20 protein-coding genes and 2 tRNA genes are annotated in these 21,627 nt (G+C 37.0%); 13 read left to right on the top strand and 9 right to left on the bottom strand.

Annotated elements, in window-relative coordinates; all coding sequences use genetic code 11:
- Positions 1-26: 26 nt before the first annotated feature.
- The 4 genes from AC1RJ8_RS19450 to AC1RJ8_RS19435 are packed head-to-tail and all read right to left on the bottom strand — an operon-like array spanning position 27 to position 5,009.
- Positions 27-1,325: an alpha-L-fucosidase gene (locus AC1RJ8_RS19450; RefSeq protein WP_492955095.1), complete on the bottom strand. Its 1,299-nt coding sequence runs from the start codon at positions 1,323-1,325 to the stop codon at positions 27-29.
- 13 nt (positions 1,326-1,338) lie between these two features.
- Positions 1,339-2,991, bottom strand: coding sequence for a sodium:solute symporter (locus tag AC1RJ8_RS19445; protein WP_492955096.1), 1,653 nt, complete (start codon positions 2,989-2,991; stop codon positions 1,339-1,341).
- An 18-nt stretch (positions 2,992-3,009) separates the two neighbouring features.
- Entirely contained in the window at positions 3,010-4,230 is a 1,221-nt protein-coding gene (locus AC1RJ8_RS19440) for an enolase C-terminal domain-like protein (RefSeq protein WP_492955097.1), read from the bottom strand.
- Between the two features lie 14 nt (positions 4,231-4,244).
- On the bottom strand, positions 4,245-5,009 hold the full coding sequence (locus tag AC1RJ8_RS19435) for an SDR family NAD(P)-dependent oxidoreductase (protein WP_492955098.1): 765 nt from the start codon (positions 5,007-5,009) through the stop codon (positions 4,245-4,247).
- Positions 5,010-5,217: 208 nt separating this feature from the next.
- On the opposite strand from AC1RJ8_RS19435, the gene AC1RJ8_RS19430 reads away from it, so the two are divergent.
- The 10 genes from AC1RJ8_RS19430 (at position 5,218) to AC1RJ8_RS19385 (ending at position 13,906) form a co-directional block, all read left to right on the top strand.
- Complete coding sequence (locus AC1RJ8_RS19430; RefSeq protein ID WP_492955099.1) at positions 5,218-6,096, top strand: helix-turn-helix domain-containing protein; 879 nt, start codon at positions 5,218-5,220, stop codon at positions 6,094-6,096.
- 84 nt (positions 6,097-6,180) lie between these two features.
- Positions 6,181-6,984: an ABC transporter substrate-binding protein gene (locus tag AC1RJ8_RS19425; RefSeq protein ID WP_492955100.1), complete on the top strand. Its 804-nt coding sequence runs from the start codon at positions 6,181-6,183 to the stop codon at positions 6,982-6,984.
- A 79-nt stretch (positions 6,985-7,063) separates the two neighbouring features.
- Positions 7,064-7,366, top strand: a complete 303-nt coding sequence (locus AC1RJ8_RS19420; RefSeq protein WP_492955101.1) for a hypothetical protein — start codon at positions 7,064-7,066, stop codon at positions 7,364-7,366.
- Between the two features lie 742 nt (positions 7,367-8,108).
- A tRNA-Leu gene (locus AC1RJ8_RS19415) sits at positions 8,109-8,190 on the top strand.
- 654 nt (positions 8,191-8,844) lie between these two features.
- A tRNA-Leu gene (locus tag AC1RJ8_RS19410) sits at positions 8,845-8,926 on the top strand.
- A gap of 175 nt (positions 8,927-9,101) precedes the next feature.
- On the top strand, positions 9,102-10,454 hold the full coding sequence (gene tig, locus AC1RJ8_RS19405; RefSeq protein ID WP_492955102.1) for a trigger factor: 1,353 nt from the start codon (positions 9,102-9,104) through the stop codon (positions 10,452-10,454).
- Positions 10,455-10,529: 75 nt separating this feature from the next.
- Positions 10,530-10,862 (top strand): four helix bundle protein, encoded by a 333-nt coding sequence (locus AC1RJ8_RS19400; protein ID WP_492955103.1) that lies wholly within the window; start codon positions 10,530-10,532, stop codon positions 10,860-10,862.
- A gap of 158 nt (positions 10,863-11,020) precedes the next feature.
- Positions 11,021-11,728, top strand: coding sequence for an ATP-dependent Clp endopeptidase proteolytic subunit ClpP (gene clpP / locus AC1RJ8_RS19395; protein WP_057932889.1), 708 nt, complete (start codon positions 11,021-11,023; stop codon positions 11,726-11,728).
- Complete coding sequence (gene clpX / locus AC1RJ8_RS19390) at positions 11,712-12,950, top strand: ATP-dependent Clp protease ATP-binding subunit ClpX (RefSeq protein ID WP_057932890.1); 1,239 nt, start codon at positions 11,712-11,714, stop codon at positions 12,948-12,950. Before clpP ends, clpX begins: the two co-directional genes overlap by 17 nt.
- Positions 12,951-13,042: 92 nt before the next feature.
- Positions 13,043-13,906 carry an AMP nucleosidase gene (locus AC1RJ8_RS19385; RefSeq protein WP_057932891.1) on the top strand — a complete coding sequence of 288 codons (864 nt, stop codon included), beginning with the start codon at positions 13,043-13,045 and terminating at the stop codon, positions 13,904-13,906.
- A 276-nt stretch (positions 13,907-14,182) separates the two neighbouring features.
- On the opposite strand, the gene AC1RJ8_RS19380 is transcribed toward AC1RJ8_RS19385, so the two are convergent.
- A complete protein-coding gene (locus AC1RJ8_RS19380) occupies positions 14,183-15,043 on the bottom strand; it encodes a sigma-70 family RNA polymerase sigma factor (RefSeq protein WP_010601359.1) in 861 nt (286 codons plus the stop codon).
- 454 nt (positions 15,044-15,497) lie between these two features.
- Between AC1RJ8_RS19380 and AC1RJ8_RS19375 the strand changes: the two genes are divergently transcribed.
- From AC1RJ8_RS19375 to AC1RJ8_RS19365, 3 genes are read left to right on the top strand one after another with little or no spacing between them, the layout of a single operon-like run.
- Positions 15,498-16,055, top strand: coding sequence for a hypothetical protein (locus AC1RJ8_RS19375; RefSeq protein ID WP_492955104.1), 558 nt, complete (start codon positions 15,498-15,500; stop codon positions 16,053-16,055).
- A 1-nt stretch (position 16,056) separates the two neighbouring features.
- Entirely contained in the window at positions 16,057-16,650 is a 594-nt protein-coding gene (locus AC1RJ8_RS19370) for a hypothetical protein (RefSeq protein WP_492955105.1), read from the top strand.
- A 35-nt stretch (positions 16,651-16,685) separates the two neighbouring features.
- Entirely contained in the window at positions 16,686-16,892 is a 207-nt protein-coding gene (locus AC1RJ8_RS19365; protein ID WP_492955106.1) for a helix-turn-helix domain-containing protein, read from the top strand.
- A 316-nt stretch (positions 16,893-17,208) separates the two neighbouring features.
- On the opposite strand, the gene sucC is transcribed toward AC1RJ8_RS19365, so the two are convergent.
- The 4 genes from sucC to AC1RJ8_RS19345 form a co-directional block, all read right to left on the bottom strand.
- Positions 17,209-18,408: an ADP-forming succinate--CoA ligase subunit beta gene (gene sucC, locus AC1RJ8_RS19360; RefSeq protein WP_492955107.1), complete on the bottom strand. Its 1,200-nt coding sequence runs from the start codon at positions 18,406-18,408 to the stop codon at positions 17,209-17,211.
- A gap of 435 nt (positions 18,409-18,843) precedes the next feature.
- Positions 18,844-19,152, bottom strand: coding sequence for a hypothetical protein (locus AC1RJ8_RS19355; protein ID WP_492955108.1), 309 nt, complete (start codon positions 19,150-19,152; stop codon positions 18,844-18,846).
- Positions 19,153-19,680: 528 nt separating this feature from the next.
- Positions 19,681-21,243 carry a DUF4153 domain-containing protein gene (locus tag AC1RJ8_RS19350; protein ID WP_492955110.1) on the bottom strand — a complete coding sequence of 521 codons (1,563 nt, stop codon included), beginning with the start codon at positions 21,241-21,243 and terminating at the stop codon, positions 19,681-19,683.
- 86 nt (positions 21,244-21,329) lie between these two features.
- Positions 21,330-21,626, bottom strand: coding sequence for a winged helix-turn-helix domain-containing protein (locus tag AC1RJ8_RS19345; protein WP_492955111.1), 297 nt, complete (start codon positions 21,624-21,626; stop codon positions 21,330-21,332).
- Position 21,627: the final 1 nt, after the last annotated feature.

Below are 21,627 nucleotides of genomic sequence, written 5' to 3'. Positions count from 1 at the left end.
CCCTTGCCTACTGGCAAAGTATCGGTTTATTCAATAACCGGAATGTTTTCGGCGTTTCCGTTTAATTCTAGCACAACAATATAATCTGATTGGTTGGCCTGGTTGCCGGGAAGTTGTAACGAAATGCCATCTTTTTGCTCCATATTAATGGTTTGGTTATTTAACAGGTAAGCTTTTTTAGCTTTTAAACCTTGGATAGCCTTTAAATTCAACCTGGTCAGATTGGTGTTTAATATATGTACGTAAATTTTATTCCCTTTTCTGGTCGTTGCGTAATCATTGTTCGGTTGGTATGGGCCACCTTTTGTGCCATAAACGGCTTCGCCATTGGTTTTTAACCAATCGCCGATTTCTTTTAAGCGTTCTATTTGGCGGACCTCAATTCTGCCATCTGGCATAGGGCCTACATTTAATAAAAGATTGCCATTACCCCCTGCAGTTTTCGAAATAATTTCGAGGCATTGTTTTAGCGGTTTCATTTTATCGTTTGGTTTCCAGGCCCATTGGTTGCAAATAGTAAAACAGCTTTCCCAGGGCATAAACATATTTAATTTGCCTACTACCTGTTCGGGCGTGTCATAATCGCCAATCATTTTAGAAGCATCAATGTTTTTATTTTCCATTGCTGCAAATTCTTTTCCCAAGCGGTTATTGATAATTACATCGGGGTTTAGCTGTTTTAGATATGCATATAAATCTTTACCCATTTCGTCTGTCCATGGTTTTTCCCATTGTCCGTCAAACCAGAACATATAAGGATCATATTTGGTAATGAGTTCCTTTAACTGGTTTTTCATATAAAGCACATATCGGCTCATGTCTGATTTTGGATCAATTGTTTGATTTTTTGGAGAATGAATTGGGTAATCTGGATGGTGCCAGTCTAATACCGAATAATAAATACAGAATTTAATTCCCTGTTTTTTACAGGCTTCGTTTAATGCACCAACAATGTCTTTTTTATAAGGTGTATTGGTAATATTGAAATCAGTAAATGCAGTTGGCCATAAGCAGAACCCATCATGATGACGTGCCGTAATGGTCAGATATTTCATTCCGGCATCTTTTGCTGTTTTTACAATGGCGTCGGCATCAAATAGAACAGGGTTGAATTCTTTATAGAGATTGTCGTAATCTTCAGTCGCAACCTGATCGCCACGGCTCCAGCCAATCTCGGTGCCACGTAAACTTACTGGCCCCCAATGAATAAACATACCAAACCGTTTATCCATAAAATCGTTCATTACCGAAGCATTTGTTTTGGTTTGCGCATTAACATTGAAAAAAGTAATTAGTGCAACGAAGAGCGAGAGAAATCTTTTCATATTCATATCAATTTTATTTAAAGTAGACGTATAAAACGCTCATTATCAATAATAAAAGCGCCGACAGAAATTTGTAGTTGCCTATCCCGCTCCAACCTTTACTTTTAAGGGGTTCCCAAATAGAACTCCAATACAAGGTTTCACTTTGAGCGGTGTGTTTTACAGGGTAGATATAAGAAAATACCACTTGTATCAATAAACAGATGCAGAACAGGTAAAAGGACATCATCATGAAAGGGATTTTACCGATTATAGTTTCTGTACCATATAATTTGTTTACCACAAAAACACCCGCCCCAATAATAGAACCGAGCAGCAAAGTATATTGCGCCCCCTTTGCCGATGCTTTTTTCCAAAATACCCCTAATAAGAACACACAGGTAATAGGAGGGGCAATATGTGCGATTACATCATTTATGCCTTCGAAAAGACTTTGATAGCTATTTAATAATGGCAACAGGCCTATTGAAACGGCTAAGGCTATACCTGCCGACCAGCGACCTACATTAACTAATTTTTTATCGCTGGTTTCAGGCTTAAATCTTTTGTACAAATCATAACTGCTTAAGGTGGCGATAGAATTTAATGCACCTGCAATTTGACTCATTAATCCTGATAATAATGCGGCTACCAAAATGCCCACCAGTCCTTTAGGCAAAAGTTGGGTAATCATTAAAGTATAAATGCCTTTGGTATTTAACAACTTTTCGCCATTGGCGCCGATAGTTTGCAAACTAGATAAATCCATCGTGCCTGATTTATACAAGATATAGGCAAACAAACCTGGTAATACGAAAATAAACACAGGCAAAATTTTGATAAAACCGCAGAATAAAGCGCCTACGCGGGCATGGTTTTCATCTTTTGCGCCTAAAACACGTTGCACTATGGTTTGGTCGGCACACCAGTACCAGATACCCAAAACCGGATACCCTAAAAATACAGCTATCCAGCTCATTCCACTCTTATCGCCAATCGGGCGTATCATACTGAGCTTATCCATGGCATTTTCTTTTTGCAGTATAGCCGTCATATGATCCCAGCCACCAACTTTATTCCACGCAAAAACTGTAATGATAATGGCTCCGGTAATCAACACCAAACTCTGTATGGTTTCGGTAACTACCACGGCCCTTAAGCCGCCAATAATGGTGTATAATCCGGTTAGCAAAGCAATTACCACTATACTTACATACATATTGATACCGAATAGCGTTTCGAGTACAATACCGCCAGCTAAAAAAGAAAAGGCAATGTGGATAATGATGGCCGATAGGATAGAGATGAATGCCAGCCAGTCTCTGCAGGCCCGGTTATACCTCCGTTCTAAAAAATCGGGTAAAGTAGAAATGCCCGAACGGATATAGAAAGGAATAAATAACAAGGCCAAAAGAATAAGGGTAAATGCCGCCATCCATTCAAAATTGCCATTTAAAAGCCCGCTGTCAAATCCGCTCTGTGCCAAACTTACCAAATGAAGACACGAGATGTTTGTTGCAAATAATGCCAGGCCAATCATGGGCCATTTAAGCGATTTGCCTGCCAAAAAGTATTCTCCACTGCTGGTTTCATCGTTTTTCTTTTTTCGTGTTCCGGTCCATAGACCTATGGTTACAATAAAAAGTATATAGGTAATGGTAATTAAGATATCGGTTGTACTGATCATATTTGGTTAGATTTTGGGTTATTTTAAATCACAGCTGCTTCCCGTTTCTTGTGGAGTGATGTAAACTCCGTTTTCAATTTTAATCGGATTTTTAAAGTGTTGTTTTAAATGGGGGATATGTTCCAGAAATAAAGCTTCGTGCCCTATAGCAATATGATTAAACAGTACCAGGTGCTGATGTAACTGCCCCATGTCGCCAACGTGTGGCACAACTGGCACGCCAAATTTTTTGCACAATAAACTAATCGTAATGAATTCGCTAACACCGCCTACACGTACTGCATCTACCTGCGCAAAACCTGTACAGCCAGTTTGCAGGTAGTTTTTAAAAATAATGCGGTTGGGTACATGTTCTCCCAGGGCCAATTTAATAGGCGCAATTTCTTTAGCCAATGTCTGGTGTGCCAGTATATCATCCGGGTGGGTAGGTTCTTCCACCCAGAAAGGATTCATATTTTTAAGCTCATTACATATGGAAATGGCTTGTGGCAGCGTCCATTGCTGGTTGGCATCTAACATTACTTTTGAGCTTTCTCCAGCAACTTCACGTACAATATTTGCCCTTCTGATGTCACGTTTAGGATCGGCAGATCCGACTTTGAGTTTCATTGCGGTAAAACCATTGGCAATAGCTTTTTTGCAGTTCTCGCGTACCTTTTCATCGTCGTAATTAAACCAGCCTACAGAAGTATCATATCCTGGATAACCGATATCAAGAATACCTTCCCTCGATTTTTTGAAATCGGTTTGACTTTGCAGCATGGCAATTGCCTCTTCTTTGGTGAGTACATCTTCCAGATAGGAGAGATCGAGCGTATTCACAATTTCTTCGGGACTTAAATCGATTAATAGTTTCCAAAGTGGTACGTCGCGTTTTTTTGCCCATAAATCGTAACAGGCATTGGTTACAGAAGCTAATCCTAAATGTACAACACCTTTATGTGGCCCTAACCACCTAAATTGCTGTTCGTTTGATAAGGTGCGAAAAGTCTGTCCAAAATCGCTCATCAGTTCTTCGATATCTTTTCCCTTTAAGGTATTGGCATAAAATTGAGCAGCATTGCAGACCAGATCGTTACCAGCGCCAAGGGTAAAGGCTAAGCCTGTTCCTGTTATGCCGTTTTCGTTGGTTAAATTGGTCACCGCATAAGCGTATTGAGGATCTTTATGTATAGCATCGCTGCCTGCACCGGTTGATAGTTCAAATCGTTTGTCGCTAATTTCTATTTTGTTTATCATGTTAATAATCTGGATTATATGGTGGTTCTGTATCCTAGTTCGGCTCCGCCGCTTACCGGTAAAATAGTTCCGGTTATAAATCTGGCAGCGTCGCTGAGTAAGAATAAGCAGGCATCTGCAATTACATCGCCAGCCGGCATGCCGCCCAAGGGTTGAAGTTTATCTAAGTAATGTTGTATTTGTGCTTTATTGGGCTGTTCTTTGCTCCATGATTGCAAGGTTGGGGTATTAATCGCTGCGGGCGAAACCGCATTAACGCGTATTTTGTATGGCGCATAGTCTAGGGCCATAGCTTTCGTTAACGCATTAATTGCGCCTTTTGTGGCTACATAGGCGGCATGGTTGTCTTGCCCAAGGGCGCCTACCATCGAGCTGGTATTTAAAATACAACCCTTTGTTTTTTTAAGATGTTCGATGCCATGGCGGGTGGTATATAAAATGCTTTTTAAGTTAACATTCATCAACAGATCCCACTCAGCATCTGTGGTCTGATCGAGCGTTTTTGAAGGATGCGCAATCCCTGCATTGTTATGTATAGCATCTATAGCACCAAATTTTTCGATGATCGTTTTAAAAGCATCTATTACATCGTTTTCGTTAACCAGGTTGCAGGCTATGGCTATTTTTTGCGCTGTTCCGAGTTCATTGAGTTTGTTTTCGGCTACTGGGTTTTTATCAAGGATACAAACAGTAGCACCAGCTTTTGAATAGGCCTTTGCACATTCCCAGCCAATGCCATCGGCACCTCCTGTTAGTACAATAATTTTATGATGAAGCATTTTAATTAATTTGGTTAGTATTCGTAATAGCTAATTTATTAAGGAAAAAAGAAATTAACTGAGGTATAATTCGCTAATAATGGTGTTATATTAGCCTTTTTATTGAAATTATTTGTGTTAATTGGTAATTTAAGATGTAAATTGTAGATTAGTTTTTCATAACCAAATAGCCATCATAACCGATGGTAAAGAAAATAGTCTGTATCAAATGAAACCGATTTTTGCCAAAATACTTAATGGAAAGGTAAATGATGTTTACGGCATAAAGATTGTAAACGCGCCTTACTTTTCTACCGAATTCCATTTTCACGAAGAATGCCAGCTCACCTATAATGTTGAGAGTGAAGGGCGGCGCATGATCGGTGATAGTATTGAAGATTTTAACAACGAAGACATGATTTTTGTAGGTGCTAATCTGCCTCATGTATGGCACAATAGCCAGCAGTATTTTAGCGATTCGATACCAAATAGCCATGCACATTCGATTTCGCTTTTTCTCCATCCCGAAAAAATACTGGATATTTTTCATGAGCCAGAGAATATACAGAAGCTTAAACATTTTTTTCAGCTGGCTAAACGTGGAATGAAATTTAACCTTTCGGCCAGAAAAGAAATAAAACCTTTGTTGTTAAAAATTGCTCAGGCAACAGAAGAAATAACGCGTTTAATAGGGGTGCTCGAAATTTTAAACCTGCTTTGCCAGAACAGAGATTATGTGTTACTGGCGAGCCCGGGCTATACCAATAACTATCAGTTAAAAGATAATGATAGGATGGACAAGATTTTGAAATATGTTTTTGACAATTTTAATAAAGAGATATTGTTGGTAGATGCTGCCGAGATGACCAATATGAATAAACAGGCTTTTTGCAGATACTTTAAGAACCGTACACAGAAAACTTTTGTAACTTTTGTTAATGAAGTAAGAATTGGCCATGCCTGTAAATTAATTGCCGAAAGTGATCTTCAGATAAGCGAAATGGCTTATGTATGTGGTTTTAACAGCCTTTCTAATTTTAACAAATTTTTTAAACTGGCAAAAGGCGTTACGCCAAAGGAATATAAAAAAATGTTAATTGCAGATTGATGCGGTAAAAATACGGAATGAAAAATGTTTTTTTAAAAGCCCGACTTAAACGGACTAATCTTGACTAAATCCTATATTTGCAACATGCAAAAGTCCTTTATCGATCAAATGGGCAGGGAAATTTTCATCAATTTTCCACCTAAACGGATTATTTCTGTTGTGCCTTCGCAAACAGAACTGTTATTTGATTTGGGATTGGACAAGGAAATTATCGGATTGACCAAATTTTGCATCCATCCGATAGAAAAATTTGCAGAAAGAACCAAGGTTGGTGGGACAAAAAAGCTTAACATCGATTTAATCAAAGATTTAAAACCCGATTTGATTATTGGGAACAAAGAAGAGAATACGCAAAGTGATATTGAAGAGCTTGCAGCAGACTTTCCGGTTTGGATGAGCGATATTTTCACTTTGGATGATGCCATGAAGACCATTGGGCAGATAGGGGAGCTTGTAGATCGCGAGCCAGAAGCTAGTTACCTTAATCATTTAATTTCTGCTGGATTTAATGATCTGAAAACACTTGCCCTTCAACAGCATATTGATAAAAAGGTAGCCTACCTCATCTGGCGTAAACCCTACATGGCTGCTGGGAAAAATACGTTTATAAATGATATTCTGCTGATCAATGGTATGACGAATGTGATTACGCAAGAACGTTATCCATCGGTTACACTAGCAGAACTGAAAACTTTAAACTGTGAACTGATTCTACTGTCGTCAGAACCTTATCCCTTTGGCGAAAAACATATTGAAGAGATTCAAGCTGCCGTTCCTGAAGCAAAAATTGTATTGGTAGATGGAGAAATGTTTAGCTGGTATGGAAGTAGATTGGTAAAAGCGGTTCAATACTTTTTCGAGTTTCAGAAGCAAATTATTAGCTTTTAAAAGCAAATTTTTATAATTTGTAGCATAACGTTAAAACATCCCGTTATCATACCATTACATCACAACAAATCATAAACCAATGAAAAAAATATTAATATTATCGCTGTTCGTAGCCGTAATTTCTGGTTGCAGTTCAATGAAAAATGGAGGAAACTCCACTACAGTTACTGCAAGTGGAACAATTGAAAAATTAGGCATGACTACGTTTCAATACGGTACGCATTTATTAAAAGCCGACAATAAAACTTATGCCTTAAAAAGTGCAAGCATAAATCTTGATACCTATTTAGATAAGAAGGTTACTATAAAAGGAAAAAAGGTTTCTGGTTATCCATTAGAAGGCGGGCCTGAATTTATTGATGTAACACTAGTGAAATTTTGATACTCTAGTTAAGGCAATAGCGTCATTCCCGTGAAAACCTCTCGTGTGGACACACTTTTCTTTGACTTTATTTGTTAGCTGCCTTGTCTAAGGCGATCGTCATGCTGAACTTGTTTCAGCATCTTTTTTGCTATTAAAAACATTCTGGTCCAAAAAGAACTACCGTTTACGCACAAGTATTGATTTTTGCCGCTCTTTGCCGCGGAGGCATGGTACTTTGGAGCGCCAAAGTACCCAAAGCGCTTTGTCAATCCGGCAAGGTGGCTTCCCACTGCCCATGGCTCATCAAAAAAACAGCGGCACTTCCTTTTGTGTTCAATACCTTTTTAAAAGTTAGGAATCATGATTATTGAACACAAAACCACTGCATTTAAGGTTTCGTGGTGCTATTTCTTCTATTCTGCAACTGTTTTTTTGATTTTTCTGCCACTTGGGATTGACGACGTTCTTCGGCAAAGCCTGAACTTTATTAACGTTGGCTAGCAAAATGCATAAAAAACCCAAATCAAAACATGTGTCCACACGACAGGTAAAAAACGGGAATCCTAAAGCTTCACCCATAATTCATTAACTTTCTAATGCATTAAGATTGCCAGTCAGGCTGGCAACGACGGACAGTGTTAGGGGACTGCAAAGATGTACGCAAGACCATTGAGCTTAATTTTGTTTCTTCACAAAGTATTGCAAAGATTTGATTATTCAATTTAGTTTCTATCTTTGCAATCCTTAAAACATCCTATCTGCGGAAGTGGCGTAATTGGTAGCCGCACCAGACTTAGGATCTGGCGCTTCACGGCGTGGGGGTTCGAGTCCCTTCTTCCGCACAACAAGATCAACCGTTCCGATTTAATATCAGAACGGTTTTTTTATGGCATAGGTAATTAATTTTGCAATTAGTGTTACTGCTCAGCTATTTTTAACCACAGACGCACACGGATGGTGCATTTGTTATAGATTCAATTACATAATTAATTGGTTTTCTTTCTATACACTGCAAAAAATAGCTAAAAGAAGATTTCCTGGCCGTCCCAGCGGGACGATTCCACGATAGCCAGTTGTAAAATTGGCGTTTTCGTTCCGTAGGAACGTTTGGTGTTTTAACCATTAATTCTTCACCTATCCTTGCCACCTAAACCTGATCGCAGTGGTTCCGATTTTTCATCGGAAAGAACGGAGAGCAGGGCTGCATTAGCCCAAACGCTACCGAGCTTGCTTTCCAAAAAAATAAATGCTTAATTTATGCTGAAAACAAAGGCTAAGTTTCATTACTCGTTAATCCTGCTTTAAGTTACAAGTCTTCGTGGTTTGTGTCCCTACAGACCATCAAAAAAACTTCTAATAGCCCTGTTATTAAAATTTTTCTCCTTAAAAATTAAAGAGTTAGCGGTTTTTGATCGAAATAATCAATAAAATATTGCCGATGCCTTTTGATTATTCAATCTTGTTTCTATCTTTGCAGTCCTTACAACATCCTAACTGCGGAAGTGGCGTAATTGGTAGCCGCACCAGACTTAGGATCTGGCGCTTCACGGCGTGGGGGTTCGAGTCCCTTCTTCCGCACAACAAGATAAAGGCCGTTCCGATTTAAAAATCGGAACGGTTTTGTTTTTAAAAACATTGATTAATAAAAATTGATGTGCTGTTTTAATTGAAGCGATATGTGCTGTTTGTCTCAAATCTCATATCTCGACACTCAAATCTAATCGCACATCTCAATACTCATATCTCAGAAAAAATGAATATTACACAGGAAAAAACCGGCAACTTAAATGCTGTTGTAAAAATCAAAATCGCACCTGCTGATTACACTGGAAAAGTAGAGAAAGCCATTAAAGATCAAGCTAAAAAAGCACAATTACCTGGTTTCCGTAAAGGAATGGTTCCTGCTGCCCACATCAAAAAAATGTACGGCAAAAGTATCTTGGTAGAAGAGGTTAATAACTTGTTGAACGATACTTTATCTAACTATATCGCCGAGCAAAAATTAGAAATTTTAGGTCAACCACTTCCTAAAATGGATGATGAGCGTGAATTTAAATGGGATAATACAGATGATTTCGAGTTTGATTATGAGTTAGGTTTAGCGCCTGCTTTTGATGTAAATCTTTCATCTAAAGATAAATTTACAGAATACGTAATTAAAGCTGATAAAGAAACTTTAGAAAGCCGTATCAAAAATATCCGTCGTAGTTATGGTAAAATGACCAATCCTGAGGTTTCTGCTGATGATGATGTACTTTACACCGAATTAACTCAGGTAGCTGCAGATGGTAATGCTGTTGAAGGTGGTATTACCAGTACAGCAACTGTTCGTTTAGATCAGATTAAAGATAAAAAAATCCTTAAATCGTTAATTGGTTTAAAGAAAGATGATGAAGTAACCATCGACATCCAAAAAGCATTAGAAGATGCTGCAGTAATTGCAAAAGCTTTAAATATTTCGGAAGAAGAAGCTGCTGGGTTAAAAGCAAACTTTAAACTTCATGTTAAAAACGTTAACCGTTTAGAAGAGTCAGATTTAAACCAAGAGTTTTTTGATAAATTATTTGGAGAAGGTACTGTAACTGACGAAGCTGGTTTCAGAGCAAAAATTACTGAAGAAGTAGAAGGTATGTTTAAACAAGATGCTGAGCGTAAATTATCAAATGATATTTATGAGGCACTTTTAACTAAACACAACTTCGAACTGCCTGATGAATTTTTACGTCGCTGGTTAAAAGCTACAAACGAAAAACTAACCGACGAAGAGTTGGCAGAAGGTTATGATGATTTCGCTAAAAACCTTAAATGGACTTTAATCGAAAACAAAATCATTAAAGATAACAGTATCGAAATTAAATATGAGGATGTAGTTCAGGCAGCAAAGGCTAAATTAGATGCACAGTTTAGGATGTACAGCCCAAGCCCACTTCCTGAGGATCAATTGGCTCAATATGCCGTTCAGTTTTTACAGGAAAAAGAAAATGCAAACCGTGTTTTCGAAGAGGTAAAAGCATTAAAAACTTTCGAACAAATCAAATCTGTTGTTACTTTAGAGCAAAAAGATATTGATTACGATAAGTTTATTGCGCTGGATAAAAAAGCATAGGGCAGAGTGCCTCGTGATTTTAATGTCATAATATAAAATCTTATTTTGTCTTTTGGCAAAATTTAGATTCAAGACTTGCTAATTTGGCAGAGAGCTATAATTGTAGGTAATAAGTTAATTGACATTTCTGAGAAATTAGAAGAAATAAAAAAGTATAGATTTGCAGAGCAGCTTCGCGGAGCTGCTCTTAGCGTATCTAATAATATTGCAGAAGGTTCGGGATCTAATTCTACACCTGATTTTAGGAGGTTTTTGAACTTTGCGCATCGATCTGTTTTTGAGAATGCTAATATCCTTTTGGTTTTGAATTTAAGGCTACTGATTTCTGACAAGGATTTGGCAGATTTATTAGAAGATTTAGATATTTTAGCAAGGATGATTTCTAGCTTCTCTAAAAGTTTGAAATAACAAGCGTGCTATATTGTCATGGATTTTGATGTGGTATACTCTTTGTCTAAACCAGTACATAATTGAAATATTATTTATATTTTGGTTTTTTATTATTCACGAAACTATGGGGAACAGGAAATTAAAACTCTATGCCCTCTGCTAAAAAAACTCATACAATGAACATAGATTCACAAGAATTCAGAAAATTTGCCGTTAAACATCAGGGGATTGGCGGTTTACATGTAGATAAATTTATTGCTCAGGCTAATCTGAACCCTAAGAGCATGACACCGTATATTATTGAAGAACGCCAGTTGAATGTAGCACAAATGGATGTTTTCTCGAGGTTAATGATGGATCGTATTATCTTTTTAGGTGATGCGATTTACGATCAGAATGCCAATATTATTCAGGCTCAGTTGTTGTTTTTGCAATCAACAGATGCCGATAGAGATATTCAGATCTACATTAACTCGCCAGGTGGCTCAGTTTATGCAGGTTTAGGTATTTATGATACCATGCAATATATACAACCAGATGTAGCTACAATTTGTACAGGTATGGCCGCATCAATGGGAGCAGTTTTATTGGTAGCAGGCGCAAAAGGAAAACGTGCTGCATTACCTCACTCAAGAGTAATGATTCACCAACCCTCAGGAGGCGCACAAGGTGTAGCATCTGATATGGAGATCAACTTGAGAGAGATGTTGAAATTGAAAAAAGAATTATACGATATTATTTCAGAGCACTCTGGGCAAACATATGATTGGGTAGAGAAAGCTTCAGATCGCGATTACTGGATGACAGCTGACGAGGCAAAAGGATTTGGTATGGTTGATGAAGTGTTATCGAGAAACGCAAAAAAAGATGGCGAAACAAAATAAAGAATCCCGTTGCTCATTCTGCCATTCTGGCAAGCATGAAACGTTAATGTTGATTGAAGGTATGGATGCGTTTATCTGCGATAAATGTGTAACCCAGGCCAATCAATTGCTTGCGCAGGAATTAGGGACCAAAGGGACAAAAAATATTCAAGAGGCGATAAACTTATTAAAGCCTCTTGAAATTAAACAGCATCTTGATCAGTATGTTATTGGTCAGGATGATGCTAAAAAGGTATTATCCGTTGCCGTTTACAATCACTACAAACGTTTAAATCAAAAAGTTGATAAAGACGAGATTGAGATCGAAAAATCAAATATCATGTTAGTTGGCGAAACCGGTACCGGTAAAACACTTTTGGCCAAAACCATTGCTAAAATTTTGCATGTGCCATTCTGTATCTGCGATGCAACTGTTTTAACAGAAGCAGGTTATGTAGGTGAAGATGTTGAAAGTATTTTAACGCGCTTGCTCCAGGCTGCCGATTATGATGTAACGGCTGCCGAACGCGGTATCGTTTACATTGATGAGGTAGATAAAGTAGCGCGTAAAAGTGATAACCCATCCATTACACGTGATGTATCGGGAGAAGGTGTTCAGCAGGCTTTATTGAAAATTTTAGAGGGTACAGTTGTAAACGTTCCACCTCAGGGCGGACGTAAGCACCCAGATCAGAAAATGATCCCGGTAAACACGAATAATATTCTATTTATCTGTGGTGGGGCATTTGATGGTATTGAACGTAAAATAGCCAACCGTTTACGTACGCAGGCTGTAGGTTATAAAGTAAAGAAAGATGAGACAGTTTTAGATCTTAAAAATCTTTATAAGTATATTACACCTCAGGATTTGAAATCTTTTGGATTAATTCCGGAATTAATTGGTCGTATACCGGTTCTTTCTCACTTAAACCCCTTGGATAAAGAATCTTTAAGAAACATTTTAACCGCACCTAAAAACTCATTGATCAAGCAGTATGTGAAGCTTTTTGCTTATGAAGACGTAAAGCTTGTTTTTGATGAAGATGTTTTAAATTTTATTGTAGATAAAGCAATGGAATATAAACTGGGCGCACGTGGTTTAAGATCGATCTGTGAAGCGATTATGTTGGATGCGATGTTCGATACACCAACGCAGACGGATGTCAAGGAACTGCACATCAATCTCGATTACGCGATAGAGAAATTTGAAAAGGCCGACTTTAAAAAGTTACAGGCCGCTTAAAAATTCAATCCTCTCGCGAAAGCGGGGGGATTTTTTTTTAATACAATATTGTTAACGCTAAGCGCCAGGCGCTATGCTCAAAACTAAAGAATATGAACGAAGAAAAAGACGTAAAAAAAGACGATGAAATAGTAGAGAAATCGAAAAAAGTAAAAGAGGTAGAAACTCCCGTTAAATCAGGATTAAAATCGAAAGATGAAATTGTTAAAAATTGGTTGCCACGTTATACCGGTAGAACCCTAGATCAATTTGGCGATTATATTCTGTTAACTAATTTCAGCAAATATGTAACCATGTTTTCCGAATGGAACGATAATGCACCGGTTATGGGATTAGATAAACCTATGCAAAGCGTTACGGCAAATGGCATTACCATTATCAACTTTGGAATGGGAAGTCCATTAGCAGCAACAATGATGGACTTATTAACCGCCATTAAGCCTAAAGCCGTTTTATTTTTAGGTAAATGTGGTGGTTTGAAGAAAAAAAACCAGTTGGGCGATTTAATTTTACCCATTGCTGCAATCAGGGGAGAAGGTACTTCAAATGATTACCTTCCGGCAGAAGTACCTGCCTTGCCAGCTTTCGCCTTACAAAAAGCGATTTCGACAACGATACGCGATCATGGCAGAGATTATTGGACTGGAACCTGTTATACCACCAACCGCAGGGTTTGGGAGCACGACAAAGAGTTTAAAAAGTATTTGAAAACTTTAAGGGCAATGGCTGTAGATATGGAAACTGCTACAATTTTTACTACGGCCTTTGCAAACAAAATTCCAGCTGGGGCATTGTTGTTAGTTTCCGATCAACCGATGATTCCTGAAGGCGTTAAAACGGCAGAAAGCGATAGCAGCGTAACCGAAAAATATGTAGAAACGCATTTAAGAATTGGTATTGATTCGTTGAAACAGTTAATTAATAACGGATTGACGGTGAAACATTTGTTGTTTTAACCTGCGATAACAAGATCCTGAACTTGTTTTATTAGTCGTTATTATTGTTTTAAAGGCCTAATAGCTACTTCGTGGTCAGAATCTTTATTTTGAGGTACTTTTTATTAAGATAGATGCTGAAATAAATTCAGCATGACGCAGAGAAGAATTATTTTAACGATGTTTCGTCATCCTGAAATTGTTTCAGGATCCTTAATAAGCTCAATTAGCATAAATAGTATAAACAAAAAAAGACCGGCATTTGCCGATCTTTTCCTGTTTGTATGCATTTAAATCCTATCCTAAATAAGATTTTAAGATTTTACTTCTTGATGTATGACGTAAACGCTGTAAGGCTTTATCCTTAATCTGACGAACACGTTCACGGGTTAAATTAAATTTCTCGCCAATCTCTTCCAAAGAAAGAGGATGGTTAGAACCTAAGCCGAAGAACAAAACGATAATCTCTCTTTCTCTTTCGGTTAAAGTAGATAAAGAACGTTTAATTTCTTCTGATAAAGATTCATTAATCAATGAGCTATCCGTATTTGGTTCGTGGTTTTCCAATACATCTAATAATGTATTTTCTTCACCTTGAACAAAAGGAGCATCCATTGATACGTGGCGGCCCGAATTACTAAGTGTGTCCGAAATTTTATCCACTGTTGTTTCTAAAATATCGGCAAGTTCTTCAGGAGAAGGCTCACGTTCGTATTCTTGCTCTAATTTAGAGAAAGCTTTACTGATTTTGCTTAACGAGCCTACCTGGTTTAAAGGTAAACGTACAATACGGCTTTGCTCGGCAATGGCCTGCAGAATAGATTGACGAATCCACCAAACGGCATAAGAAATAAATTTGAAACCTTTGGTCTCATCAAAACGTTTTGCTGCTTTAATTAAACCCAGGTTACCTTCATTAATTAAATCGCCTAAGGTTAAGCCTTGATTTTGATATTGTTTTGCAACAGATACAACGAAACGCAAGTTGGTCTTAGTCAATCGCTCTAATGCAGCCTGATCGCCCTCACGAATCTTCCTTGCTAAAATTACTTCCTCTTCTGCTGTTATTAAATCTACTTTGCCAATTTCGTGTAGGTATTTATCTAATGACTGACTTTCACGGTTGGTAATGGATTGCGTTATCTTGAGTTGTCTCATTTATACGAATTGTGTGCTCTTTAATTATTGAGTGTGCAAAGTTACGAAATTGTATAGCAATCCGAAAGGATAAAATGCTGAAAATGTTACTGTTTGCACAAGTTTTTTACAGTTTTACTTACAGCAAAAATCATTCCAAACAAAATTCTGCCATTGTATGTCTGAATAACTGCATTATGATTGTTTTTCGAATATTATTTATTGTAAATCGATAAATATATTTTGAATTATAATAATTTATTATTTATGTTTGTACGATAAATGATTGAATAAATATGACGTTTCTTAATTTTTCAACTATTTAAAGTAAAAAACAAAAGCCATTCTTATTAGGTGTTTTCGACTATGTAATTTTTGTCAGGTTGCATGTATAAAAATCAAAACAAGAAATCGGCTTACATATTTAAACAGTAAATTAAATCTCAGGTATTACATTTTAAACTGGTATGTAATTATGGAAATTAAAATAACAACCAATCAGATTTTGAAAGTATTACAGGTACTTTCCTGGATAATTTTTATGGGGCTATGTGTCGAAGCCGGTGGGGTAATTGTTAATACAATTATTACAACGTTTATAAACCCGCAGGGTGTGAGGAACTTTTGGAACGGAGCAGATTATTTGTCAAGTGTTTACGAATTTGATCAGGGGTATTTCCTGGTCATTACACTCCTTATGATTATTGTTGCTGTGTTAAAAACAATCATGTTCTATCTAATTGTGAAACTGTTTATTGATAAAAAACTCAGTATTTCTCAGCCTTTCAGTATAGAATTGAAGCATTTTATTTTGATACAGGTTTTTTTAGCGCTTGGAATAGGTTTTTTTGCCCGTTTAGGCTATAAGTATACGGTTTGGCTTACAGAACATGGCGTTATGGCCGCTAATCTCCAATCGTTAAATATGGATGGAGCTGATGTGTGGTTTTTTATGGCTATTGTGCTTTTTATAATTGTACAGGTTGTAAACAGAGGGATAGAAATTCAACAAGAAAACGATTTAACGATATAGTATGAACAAAATTTTAAGCGTTTTTAAGTACGCTGGTTTTAGCTTGGTTTTTATAGCGATAATATCTGTTGCCAACCACATAATTTCGGCCGTTAGTAATTTTAATAACGGATTACTTTCGATTAGTTTGATTGAGAACGATGTAAGACAAGAGGTGAAAATAGTTAATGACGCTAAATTTATCAACAGTCACTTAGGTGTATACGAATTTAAGCCTACTTTAATGGAAGCTATTATTTTATCAGAAAGAGGGATTGATAATATTGGGCCAAATGTAGTTTTTTATCTGATTTTGGGAGCCGCTATTATTGTTGTTGCATATGTTAAGCCTAAATCAGTCGAAAATTTAACTGAGAACAGACTATGGCAGCTTGTGGCTGCCGGTGGAATTCTGTTTCTTTCTTTGAAATTTTTAACTAAGTTTTTGATTGATGAGTATATAGGGAATTTAACTCATAATGCATTTAAATATTATTATCCAGCTGATGGATCTTTTAATCTTAATATATTATCGCTCATAGCAATACTCAGTGTAATTTATGAGTTGCTTTCTTATTCCAGAAAGCTTAAAGCAGAAAACGATTTAACCATTTAGGTTAACCGAAACATTCCTAACTTTAGCGATTCAAAATGCCCATAATAATCAACTTAGATGTAATGCTTGCCAGGCGTAAAATGTCGTTAACCGAATTAAGTGAACGGGTAGGGATTACGATGTCTAATTTGTCGATACTTAAAACAGGTAAGGCCAAAGCAATCCGCTTTGAAACACTGGAGGCGATTTGTGGCGTGCTGGATTGCCAGCCCGGAGATATTTTGGAATTCCGCGCAGATTAACTTCCGAAGTACGACGGACTCATGTTAAATAAACCTGATAGAATGAAAATACTTATTGTTGCCAGGCCTTCGACTCCGCTGAGACTGACAGTCACAAAAAGATTGAAGTGATAGCATGGCTTTCGTAACCGAAAAGAATTGAACCCCTCATTTTCAAAATAACACCAGGTAACAATGTTAAAAATAGAGGGCTGCTGTAATAATAGTTTAAAGAAACACCCCGTCCTGCGGACACCCCTCTAAAAGAGGGGAATAAAAAAAACCTTCCAGTTTTCACTGAAAGGTTTGTACAATATGATTAAATGCTTTAAGCTTATTACCCTTGTTCAGCCAATACTTTAGTTACTAAATCAGCTGCTTCTTTTAAAGCGATTGCTGAGTAAACCTGAAGGCCAGATTCATCAATTAATTTTTTAGCTTCTTCTGCGTTGGTACCTTGTAAGCGGCAGATAATTGGCACTGGAATGTTACCGATTTCTTTATAAGCATCGATTACACCTTGCGCAACACGGTCGCAACGAACAATACCACCAAAAATGTTGATCAAAATTGCTTTAACGTTAGGGTCTTTCAAAATGATGTTAAAAGCCGCTTTAACCGTTTGTGCATTAGCAGTTCCGCCAACGTCTAAGAAGTTAGCAGGCTCACCACCGGCCAATTTAATAATATCCATGGTAGCCATAGCTAAACCAGCACCGTTAACCATACAACCTACGTTACCATCGAGGTTAACGAAATTTAGGTTAGATGCACTTGCTTCAACTTCCATCGGATCTTCTTCCGTAACATCGCGCATTGCTGCATAATCAGGGTGACGGAATAAACCGTTTTCATCCAGATTTACTTTAGCATCAACTGCAATTACTTTATCATCAGAAGTTTTTAATACCGGGTTGATTTCGAACATTGAAGAATCGGTTGCTTCGTAAGCTTTGTATAAAGCAGTTACAAACTTAACCATCTCTTTAAAAGCATTACCGCTTACACCTAAGTTGAAAGCAATTTTACGTGCCTGGAAACCTTGCAAACCAACTTTAGGATCGATTTCTTCTTTGAAAATTAAGTGTGGCGTGTGTTCTGCCACTTCTTCGATATCCATACCACCTTCTGTACTGTACATAATAATGTTACGGCCTTTTGCACGGTCTAACAATACAGAGATGTAGAATTCTTTGGTTTCAGAAGCACCTGGATAATAAACATCCTGAGCTACCAAAATCTTATTCACCAATTTACCTTCAGGGCCGGTTTGAGGAGTAACCAATTGCATACCAATAATATCGGTTGCACGTTGTTTAACTTCTTCCAGGTTTTTGGCTAGTTTAACGCCACCACCTTTACCGCGACCACCAGCGTGGATTTGCGCTTTAATTACAACCCAGTCAGAATTGTAATCTATTTTCAGTTGCTTAGCAGCCTCAACAGCTTGCTCAGGAGTATCGGCAACTATTCCTTCTTGAACGTTAACACCGAAACTTTTTAATATTTGTTTACCCTGGTATTCGTGAATATTCATCTGTTTATATTTTTGTCTTTATCTGTCAGATGGAGCCTATTACGATTAAAATATTATTTTAATCGCATCGGGTTCATTTGCTACAAAATTTGCCCAAAGCTACAATTTCAAACCCTTTAAACAAATAGCAATCGCCGATTTTTTCAGAAAATGAACGTTTTATGTTAATCGGGAAATTAGTGCCTTTAATGGGCACTGTTTTATGGTGTCCGCTGATTTCGCAGATATGTGCAGAGATTTTTTATTTGAAAGTGAAGGCCAGGTTCTCCGTGGCGGCTGGCGGCCCTGCTTTCCGCTATAAGTCCTCACTACGCTCCGGGCTTACCGCTGCTATCAGGCTTAAAAACAAAGTTAGTTCCTGTCAAATGCAAAAAAAATATTTCCGCTGCGCTAATTATCTTAAATCTGTGTGAACAAAACGGTTAATAGTGTCCGTTAACTTCCTGCAAAAGGTGTTCCGAATATACCAACAGCTAATTCTGCCCAGATAAGGAATAAGGCCAGTAAAATAACAACGAGTATTATTGTTCTCAGGGTGCCTGTTTTTATGTTTCTGATTACAAGTTCAATAGCTAAGCCTGTACTTGTTAATAATATGCCAGCAATTATAAAATCGGATAGTGTCCAGTCCACTTCATTAGTAAACTGCATGGCTATTAAAGGAATAGCTAATATTGATGCTATTACGCTTAAAATGATGGTAATTCTTAATTTGCCTGAATTTAATGTTTCTTGATTTTTCATGATTTTATATTTTAATATACGTTTTAAATGGATAATTAAATAATTTTTTAGTTGCCCTGATGCACTTCGCATCAGGGAGCTAAGGATTGAGCGGTTAATTATAAAATGATTTGCAAAACGGCTTTAACTTTCTTGATTTGCCCGTGCAATTGGAATAAGTATTTGTGTCTCCTTAAAATTGCCGTTTTCTACTTAATTCTGCTATAGAAACAGATTGGCCATTTTTTATTAAAACAACTAAATTGAAATGATCAAGATATCTTATGCCGTTGTTTCGAATGTTTCTTAAATCTATTTTTAACTTGCATTTAAGCTTACTTATCTCAATATAGGGGGCAACAATCAGTATATGATCTAGATCTAAATTTTCAATCTTGGTGAAATCAATACTTTGTGCTGAAACAATCTGATCGATTATGCAATGGCTTAGTGTTTTGCTAGAACTCAATTGATAGAGATAATTCCAGGCGAACAGTCCAACAATCAAAATGATAAGAAATGCTTTTGCTTTCATGATTTCTGACGCTATTATTTTTTACTTACACCAAAATATTCTGCCGCATTCCAATCCTGTAAATTCCACGATAACCAGCCCGATTTCTCGTAACGTTCTTTAAAATAGCCAATCCGTTGGTCTAATTTTCTCATTAGCGCTTCTTCTGACTGATCTACTTTGGCAATCTCTGAATCGTTATTGGTAGTAGGATGGATTTTTGACCGGTTTTTATCTAAGAAAGGAAGCGTTTTTTCGGATAGAGAAATTAAATAATAAGGATCGATAGCAACAGCATCTACATGCTTTATATTGTATTTAACGATGAAAACATCCCAATTAATGGTGCTAAAAGCAAGTAGTAAGGCAAACCAGATGTTCCCGTTAACTTTAAATAGGTAAAATATGGTTTTTTGCTTAGCTACCTTTAAATAAACAGTGGCCAAACCAATGATACAGAGAATGGCAAATACCAATACACCGATTCTTTTATGTGTTAAACCATGAAATTCGATATAATAACCATCGCGGATCAATACCGAGATGATCAGGATAAAATTTTGAATCATCCAGGTAAAGGCAAGTGCCCTTAACGTTTTGCTTTTACGGTAAAAATTTAGATTCCCCCTAAAAAAGTAAAGGATTACAGCCATGGCCATTACAATACTAAAGATCAATGTATTGGTACCCTGGTGTAGCGCTCCAGAGAAATTTCCCGAAGGTTTATAGCCAAACCAAAGCGTGGTAATATCGATCACATTTAATAACAGCAATAAGAGGTTAAGGGCAACAAAGGAAATTACCCCAATAATATATTCGGTTTTTAAAGCCATTTTCCTTGTTAAGAGGTTGCCGCTAAATGTTTCTACAATGTGGTACCAAATCGTTTTTTGACCTAATTTCCTCCTAATCCTTACTAATTGTTCCTTGCATTTCAGTTCTGCTTTTTCTAAACTTTTATCAAAAAAAGCGAGTAATAAACCTCCGGTTAAGGCTAATCCAAAGCAGAAATGTATGATGCGTTCGATACTTAAATCTTTGAAAAAGAAATGGAGGATATCTTCAAAAAACTGACCAATATGAGTTAATACACTTTCGGCATAATGTGCAAAAACATCATTGGCTGCAGAATATAAACATGCAAAAAAGATTACGGCAATAACAGGAATAAAAATGTACTTAATTAATTTGAAAACAGGTTTCAGGTTAAAATTGCCTATGCTTATTTTACTCAAATTTTGCACCGCATTAAAAGGAACCGTAATCATTTGTAAAATACTGGCAAGAAAAGCAGTAAAAATTGTTCTGATCTGCTGGTTATGACTAAAACCGATAAATAATAGCAAACTGATGTAATAGGTGGCAACAGATAAATCAGAATTGTTAACCACTACCAGCACTGCTGCTAAAAGATGTGCTAAACCGTAAATTTTTAGTTTGGCACTTTTAACTACATCTGGGTTAATAAAGGTAATAGCCAATAAGTAAATGCTGTAGATGAGCAAATTGAGCGCTAATCTTTCCTTCCAAAAGAGAAAAGTAAACAGTAGGCCACCCAGCAGAACAGAGAGTGATAAGAGGTTGGATCTATTTTTCATAATGATATGATAATGGTTTATAAATTTTAAGCTTATATTTTTTAAAAGTGCTTTGAATTTCAAAGTGTATAATCAAAAAAAATGATCTATAGTTTTTTGATCATTTTTTCAAGTGCATCTAAATGTGCTTTAAAGGCCTGTTTGCCCAAAGGCGTAATGGCGTAGGTGGTACTGGTTTTTCTGCCGATAAAACCTTTGTGTACCTTGATAAATTCTGCCTGCTCTAATGTATTCAGGTGTGAGGCCAGGTTTCCATCTGTTAATTCGAGCATCTGTTTCAGGTCGTTAAAGCCAACTTCATCGTTTACCACCAGGATAGACATTACGCCTAACCTGATCCGGCTATCGAATATTTTATTTAAATCTGCTATCGGGTTTTTCATT

It is taken from the genome of Pedobacter sp. GW822-FHT03F06 (assembly GCF_058801365.1).
The sequence above is the reverse complement of the archived record's forward strand: the minus strand, read 5'-3'. Positions and strand labels throughout refer to the sequence as shown.